Annotated in this window: 10 protein-coding genes; 6 read left to right on the top strand and 4 right to left on the bottom strand. The window is 69.1% G+C overall.

Features of this window, described 5'->3' with window-relative positions:
• Positions 1-120: 120 nt before the first annotated feature.
• Both AC08OJ_RS17910 and AC08OJ_RS17905 read right to left on the bottom strand, forming a co-directional pair.
• Positions 121-651: a DoxX family protein gene (locus tag AC08OJ_RS17910; RefSeq protein ID WP_476594351.1), complete on the bottom strand. Its 531-nt coding sequence runs from the start codon at positions 649-651 to the stop codon at positions 121-123.
• A 414-nt stretch (positions 652-1,065) separates the two neighbouring features.
• Positions 1,066-1,614 carry a MarR family winged helix-turn-helix transcriptional regulator gene (locus AC08OJ_RS17905; RefSeq protein ID WP_476594352.1) on the bottom strand — a complete coding sequence of 183 codons (549 nt, stop codon included), beginning with the start codon at positions 1,612-1,614 and terminating at the stop codon, positions 1,066-1,068.
• A 366-nt stretch (positions 1,615-1,980) separates the two neighbouring features.
• Between AC08OJ_RS17905 and AC08OJ_RS17900 the strand changes: the two genes are divergently transcribed.
• From AC08OJ_RS17900 to AC08OJ_RS17890, 3 genes are read left to right on the top strand one after another with little or no spacing between them, the layout of a single operon-like run.
• Complete coding sequence (locus AC08OJ_RS17900) at positions 1,981-2,946, top strand: nucleotidyltransferase (protein WP_476594357.1); 966 nt, start codon at positions 1,981-1,983, stop codon at positions 2,944-2,946.
• On the top strand, positions 2,943-3,332 hold the full coding sequence (locus AC08OJ_RS17895) for a metallophosphoesterase family protein (RefSeq protein ID WP_476596338.1): 390 nt from the start codon (positions 2,943-2,945) through the stop codon (positions 3,330-3,332). Before AC08OJ_RS17900 ends, AC08OJ_RS17895 begins: the two co-directional genes overlap by 4 nt.
• On the top strand, positions 3,332-3,805 hold the full coding sequence (locus AC08OJ_RS17890; RefSeq protein ID WP_476594354.1) for a metallophosphoesterase family protein: 474 nt from the start codon (positions 3,332-3,334) through the stop codon (positions 3,803-3,805). The genes AC08OJ_RS17895 and AC08OJ_RS17890 overlap by 1 nt, the downstream gene beginning before the upstream one ends.
• A gap of 14 nt (positions 3,806-3,819) precedes the next feature.
• Here AC08OJ_RS17890 and AC08OJ_RS17885 read toward each other — a convergent pair whose 3' ends face one another.
• Positions 3,820-4,695 carry a Rieske (2Fe-2S) protein gene (locus AC08OJ_RS17885; protein ID WP_476596337.1) on the bottom strand — a complete coding sequence of 292 codons (876 nt, stop codon included), beginning with the start codon at positions 4,693-4,695 and terminating at the stop codon, positions 3,820-3,822.
• Positions 4,696-4,842: 147 nt separating this feature from the next.
• Here AC08OJ_RS17885 and AC08OJ_RS17880 point away from each other — a divergent pair, with 147 nt between their 5' ends.
• The 3 genes from AC08OJ_RS17880 to AC08OJ_RS17870 all read left to right on the top strand — a co-directional run bounded on the left by AC08OJ_RS17880 (position 4,843) and on the right by AC08OJ_RS17870 (position 5,877).
• Positions 4,843-5,271 carry a DUF2795 domain-containing protein gene (locus AC08OJ_RS17880; RefSeq protein ID WP_476594356.1) on the top strand — a complete coding sequence of 143 codons (429 nt, stop codon included), beginning with the start codon at positions 4,843-4,845 and terminating at the stop codon, positions 5,269-5,271.
• An 81-nt stretch (positions 5,272-5,352) separates the two neighbouring features.
• A complete protein-coding gene (locus AC08OJ_RS17875) occupies positions 5,353-5,616 on the top strand; it encodes a hypothetical protein (RefSeq protein ID WP_476596336.1) in 264 nt (87 codons plus the stop codon).
• Between the two features lie 9 nt (positions 5,617-5,625).
• Positions 5,626-5,877, top strand: a complete 252-nt coding sequence (locus AC08OJ_RS17870; RefSeq protein WP_011434801.1) for a hypothetical protein — start codon at positions 5,626-5,628, stop codon at positions 5,875-5,877.
• 41 nt (positions 5,878-5,918) lie between these two features.
• Here AC08OJ_RS17870 and AC08OJ_RS17865 read toward each other — a convergent pair whose 3' ends face one another.
• Positions 5,919-6,149, bottom strand: a complete 231-nt coding sequence (locus tag AC08OJ_RS17865) for an FmdB family zinc ribbon protein (protein WP_476596339.1) — start codon at positions 6,147-6,149, stop codon at positions 5,919-5,921.
• Between the last annotated feature and the right edge of the window lie 14 nt (positions 6,150-6,163).

Below are 6,163 nucleotides of genomic sequence, written 5' to 3'. Positions count from 1 at the left end.
TTCGACGATCTGACGGACGGGGAGGCCGGATGGCCAACGGTGATGACCGTGATGGCGGCTACGGGGATGGGGAGGAGTGGTGGTGGCGATGAGCACGATGGCGGGTCGTGGTCGGATCGATCAGACGCTGCTGGATTCGGGCTCGTTCACAGCCGGCTTGTTCGGCCGCCAAGCGGTGGCGAGCAGGAGCGCCGCGCCTCCCACGCCGAGCACGATCGCGATCAGCCCGCCGGCCCAGCCGTCCAGGTCGATGCCGATCGCATGGTCCAGCGACGCCTTGCCCGGTCCCAGGATGCCGATTGCCGCGCAGACCACCGCGATCATCAAGACGTATTCGTAGCCCTGGCCCGGCCTGAAGATGAAGAACCCGTTGTTGCGATGGGCGGTCACGCCGGCCACCACCATGGTGCCGATGATCCCACCTGCGCTGAACGGGGTGAGGAACCCGAAGAGCAGCCCGAAACCGGCCGCGATCTCGATCAGTCCCGACGCCCAGGCGTGCACGATGCCCGGCCGCAGCCCCATGCTCTCGAACCAGCCGGCCGTCCCTTTGATCCCGCCCGGTCCGAAGACGTGGTTGTAGCCGTGCGTGACCAGGGTAAGATCCACGATGACCCGGAGCACCAGGGCCGCGGTGTCAGGCGGTGTCACGGGTGTCCTCCTCGGACCGGTCTACGTCCGACCTTCGTCCGTCGTCTTTGTCCGCCCGTCGTCTTTGCCCGTTCATCGTCATCGTCCGCCCGTCGTCTTCATCGCGTCGCGCCGAGGGTACCCGCCGTCCAGCGCGGCTCGTGGTGGACGGCGGTGCGGGTCGGGCGGTCTCGCGGCCGGTGGGCAGCTACGAGGTGGCGATACCGAAGGTGCCGGCCGCGAGAACGACGAGCCCGATGACCGTGAGTCGTACCGCGGGCAGGTCAAAGGGCGGTTTGCTGGGAGCGCGGGGGCAGCGACCGTGATGTCCTGTGCCGCGTCGACGGAGCCGCTGCATCGTCCTCGGTGCCGGTGAGATCGTATAACTGCCGACCGTCATCGACCTTAGGCGATGAGTAGCGACCCCGCACTGTGTTAATAGGGCCTATCCTGGTCGACGATGCGGGCCAACATCGACAACAGGGCGGTCTGTTCCTCCTCGGACAGCGGCGCCAGCAGCTTGTCGTTCATCTGGTCGATGCGGTCCGCCACCTGGCCGTGGGTCGACTCTCCCCGCTTGGTCAGCCGCAGGACATTGCGCCGGCCATCACGCGGGTCACGGACCCGGCGGATGAGCCCACGCTGCACGAGCCTCGCCACCACATCGGCCACCGTCGACCGATCCAGGGAGGCTCGTTCTCCGAGCGTGCGCTGATCAATATCGGGATCAGCGAGCAGGCTGTTGAGGACCACGAACTGCGGAGGCGTCGTCTCGGTTGAGACGGTGGTGGTCCAGAGCTGATAGGTCACCTGCTGGAGCCGGCGGGCCAGCTGGCCGGGATGGCTGGACAGGTCGACCACGCCGTGGCCGCCCGGGGCGACCGGCCGCGAGGTCAGGGTGGCCGGCCCAGTGGCGCGTTGTCCAGGGAGACGTTCGCCGGAGTTCTCCGGTGCGGCTGTTTCCCCTCCGAGGGCCCTGGCCAACTGGTCGGATCGTGTGCGCGTGTTCAGGGTTCGCTTCCAATCCGGTGTCGAAGTAGGCGGGCGACAGGTTTGCCGCGAAGGTCATCATCGCTCATGTCGACGCTCGGTGTCGTCAAGCTGTGAGATTCAGGTGCCTATCAGGCGTCGAAGTGGTAACTCTTGTGGCATGTAGTGAAATTATAACTACGGATGGCCGGACACCCCCATGCTTCTGTAGTAGTCTTGTCACCGCTTTGAGATAGTCATTTAGGGGTGTCGCAATCGCGACAGCTACCTGCCGCCCGACTCCGGTGGGGTACGCGAGGTCCCGACTTCGGTGGGGTACGCGAGGTGCGTCGCGTGGTTCCCGCGGGTACGGGCAGCGGTATGGAGGATGCGTCCAGAGGCCTACGGGAGAGTCTGAAACGCGTGGCTGTGACCCTGAAGGAGGCGGGCATCCCGTTCGCTCTCGGGAGCAGCTACGCCTGCTGGGCCCGGGGCGGCCCCGAGCCGGTCCACGACGTCGATTTCATGCTGCGCGAGGACGACGTGCCGCGGGCGGTCGAGGTGCTCGCGAACGCCGGCCTGCGCCCGGTCGACTCACCCGAGGACTGGCTCACCAAGGTGTTTGACGGCGAGGTGCTGGTCGATCTCATCCACCATCCGGTGGGTCGGGCGGTGACCCAGCAGATGCTGGAGCGGTCCAGCGAGATGTCGGTGGACTCGGTGCGCATGCCCGTGCTGGATGCCACCGACTGGTTTGAGATGACCCTGCTGGCCCTGGAGGAACGGTACTGTGATCTCGCTCGCGTGATACCGATGATCAGAGCGATGCGGGAGCAGGTCGACTGGGATCAGGTGCGTCGCGCGACGGCCACTTCCCCCTTCGCCGAGGCGGCCCTGCTCGTGGCCACCCGGCTCAACCTGATCCCGGCCGCCGGTCGTGCGGTGTCGGCCGAAGGTGCTCCGTCGGCCGGGGGCACCCCCACGGGTTCACGTCCGCACGGCCCGTTGGTGCCAGCGGGTGGGGCGGAGCAGGCCGGGACCGCGAAGCGGGTCGCCGACACCGCCGGGTACGGGGTACTGGACCTCACTGAGGCCGATGAGTACCTCGCCGGTGACCTGCACGAACGCCTCGCCGAGGATCCGAGGGTGGCCGAGCTCGGGCTGGAGGTGGTGGTGGATGGCCAGCAGATCCTGGTCGAGGGCGAGGTCGCCACGGACGCCCGCCGCCGGGCCGTCGCGGATGTGCTCGCCGAGGCGCTTCCCGGACGCCTGGTGAGTAACGAGGTCACCATCGCGGATCGGGGGATGCCGACCGAGGCACCGCCGAACGTGGAGACCATCTCATGATCAGAATTGCCGCCGTCGGCGACATCCACCTGGGCGTGGACAGCCGCGGAACCTTCGCACCCCTGCTGCGTGGACTTGCCGGTCGGGCGGACGTGCTGCTGCTGGCCGGTGATCTCACTCAGCGGGGGCTGCCGGCCGAGGCCGAGATCGTCGCGGCCGAGGTGGCGGACGCCGGGGTGCCCGTCGTCGCCGTCCTGGGTAATCACGACTACCACGGCGGTGCCGAGAACGAAATCACCGAAATGCTGACCGACGCTGGCGTGACCGTCCTCGAAGGCTGCGGCACGGTCCTCGACATCGACGGCCGCCGTCTCGGAATCGCCGGCGTCAAGGGATTCGGCGGGGGTTCGCCGGGGCCAGCGGAAGCGACTTCGGCGAACCACTGATGAAGGCTTTCATCCGGCACACGAAGGACGCCGGATCCCGGCTGCGTGGCGCGCTGGAAAGTCTGGATTGCGAAGTCCGCGTAGCTTTGATGCACTATGCCCCGGTACCAGACACGCTCATCGGCGAGCGAACCGAGATCTTCCCGTTTCTCGACAGCTACCACCTTGCCGAGGCGGTGGACGCGGGAGCCGCCTGCCTTGCGCTGCACGGTCACGCCCATGCCGGTTCGGAGCACGGGACGACGGCCGGTGGGGTGCCGGTCCGCAACGTGGCCCGGCCGGTGATCCGGAAAGCCTATGCGCTCTACGGGGTGGGCGAGATGGCCACCACCGGGCGCCCGGGCCCGGACCGCGCGGGCCTACAGCGCTCGGCTGGCGCCGCCAGCCCGGACGGCGTCCCGGACGGCGTCCCGGCAGCCGGGACGCCCCGCTCCGCGGCGGACAGCCCCTCGACGCTATCCCGCCCCAGTTAGCTATCCCGCGGTAGCTATCCCGCCCCGGGTAGCCGTACCCGGACCTCACCATCGGAGATCCACACATCGAACCGCGGCTGGGGCGCGGTCGCGGGACCATGCACCACCGCGCCGTCCGCCACCCGGAAGGTGCTGCCGTGCCAGGGGCAGCGCAGGCAGGTGAAGCCGTCTCTTCGGATGATCTCTCCCTTGTGCAGTGGTCCGGACAGGTGGCTGCACCGGCCGGCCAGTACGTCGACGTGGTCTCCTTTCCGGAGGAGGACGACCGGCACATCCCGCAACAGCCGCACCTCGGGTCGGCCGTCCGCCAGTTCGTCCAGAAGGGCGAGCGGATGCCAACCGGGCGGCAGCAGGTGGGGTACCTCCTCGGCGTGGTTGACCCCCGACGCCTGCCGGTAGGCCAGATGACCGCCGAGGTAGGCCGACGTGCTGGCCGCGGCGAGGCCGAGCAGCGCGAGACGACGGCCGAGGCGGCTGTTGCCACGCGACCGGATGCCGAGCGAGGCGGCGTAGCAGCAGGCCGCCAGACTGTTCGTCGCGGCGTGCGCCACCCCGACCCGCAGCTGGCGCTCATGCAGCTCAGAGTAGTCGGTGAGGCCGGCGGCGGCGGCCGAGACCGCCGCGAGCAACCCCGTGGCGATCAGCACCCGGGCCGCCCGTTCGGACTCCTCGTGACGTCCCGCGAGCAGGTCCACGATCCCCGCGGAGATCCAGGTTCCGATGGGGAGCTGGGCGAGCGCCGGATGCAGCGGGTGGCCGAGCGGCACGCCGTGCAGGGTGTCCCGGATGGCGCCGTCGTGCAGGGAGCGGCGGACCATGTCACGGATCTTTACTGCCATCGGGTCGAGAGCTTCGGCCCGCTCCAGGCGTTCGGCGGGTCCGACCAACACGTTGTGGGGTATCCGCACCATGGATGCCGGTGTTCCCGCCCATCGCTGGCCGTGAACATCTGCTGGCCGGAGATGCCGGGTGGCCTGATCGCGGGTTTGCTTCGTCCGTCAGCGCGCACCACTGAAACAGCGGAAAGGAACGAGAACATGGCAGTGGATCGCGGAAGCACCAAGCACGGCCCTGTGCGCGACGACATCATGGCGCACGAGGTCGAGGGGCTCGTGCGGGCCGGGCGGGACACGCGGGCGGAGGAATGGCGCTCCGCTGAACCGTTCCCCGAGGAAGCGACCGGTGGCCCGCAGAACCTGGATGCCGCTGGGTCGCGGGTCGGTGCGCCGGCCGGGATGACGCCGGTGGACGTCGAGGAACGCTCCGAGCTCGCCCGCTGGCTCGGCCGGGCGGTCTTCCCCGCCAATCGTGACGAGATCATGGATCATCTACATCATCAGCACGCCCCGGACCGGGTGGTTGACGAGGTCGCCGGTGCGCCGCCCGACATCCAGTTCACCTCGTTGGGCGCGCTGTGGCGGGTACTGCGACCCGGCCCTCCCCACGTGGAGTCACGGCGCCACTGAATCCGTCCGATGACCCGTAATATGACCAACATCATGAAGTAGTCGGTATGACGCCGTAGCCGGCGGGGTATAGAAACACCCGTGAGTGGCGGGCTCGCCGCGAGCGTTCTGCTGCTCGTCGGCTTCGCGATGATCGGAGCCTTCAACGTTTTTGCCTTCGGTGCCCTCGCCGGCTTGTGGGCGCTGGGCATCGTATGGATCATGGTGCTCGGCCCGCGGGCCATCGATCGCCGGGTCGTCCGCGCTCGGCTGCGGGGGGTGCGGGAGGCGTGGCGGAGACGACGGTGGCCCGGCGCCTTGTTCCCGTGGGCCCGGGACTGCGTGACACGCCGGTGGCCTGGGTAGGACACGCCCATGGGTACGAGTGGGTTCGGCTATGGCGACCAACGACCCGGATCAGGTGATCTGCTGCAGACCCTCGTCGCCGGTCTGGATCAGACCGAGCGGGAAGATACCCTGCGGCTGTTGCGACGGCGGCTGGTGGAGGACCGGGCCGCCGCGTGCGGCGGCCAGCGGGACCGTCAGGTGGATGTCGGCCCGCGGACCCGGGCGGCGCGTGGGCCGACGAAATCGCAGGCCGCGGGCATCCATCGCCACCGCGGGTGAGCCACCCCGGATGAACGGTGGCGTCAGGGCGAACGGTGGCGTCAGCCGCAGCAGCCACCGCCGCAGCACGCGCCCCCGCCGGCGGACGGCGCGGCCGTGGCCGGAGCCGGCGTGGCCGAGCCGCGGCTGACGGCGATCGCAGAGAAGATCCGCGAGGTCTCGGTGTGTCCGGAGAGGCAGCTCACCGCGCTGTCCGGCACGGACTCGTGCATGCTGCGGCGGACCTCGAACGATGCGTCACATACCCGGCAGCGGTAGTCATAGGCAGGCACGGCACCAGGATAGG

The organism is Frankia sp. CgKIO3, assembly GCF_977946435.1.
This window is presented reverse-complemented; position numbering and strand designations above follow the sequence as displayed.

Coding starts and splice junctions, on each gene's coding strand:
- AC08OJ_RS17870 (WP_011434801.1), top strand. CDS start 5,626: ATGGGTACGAGTGGGTTCGGCTATGGCGACCAACGACCCGGATCAGGT.
- AC08OJ_RS17900 (WP_476594357.1), top strand. CDS start 1,981: ATGGAGGATGCGTCCAGAGGCCTACGGGAGAGTCTGAAACGCGTGGCT.
- AC08OJ_RS17880 (WP_476594356.1), top strand. CDS start 4,843: ATGGCAGTGGATCGCGGAAGCACCAAGCACGGCCCTGTGCGCGACGAC.
- AC08OJ_RS17890 (WP_476594354.1), top strand. CDS start 3,332: ATGAAGGCTTTCATCCGGCACACGAAGGACGCCGGATCCCGGCTGCGT.
- AC08OJ_RS17895 (WP_476596338.1), top strand. CDS start 2,943: ATGATCAGAATTGCCGCCGTCGGCGACATCCACCTGGGCGTGGACAGC.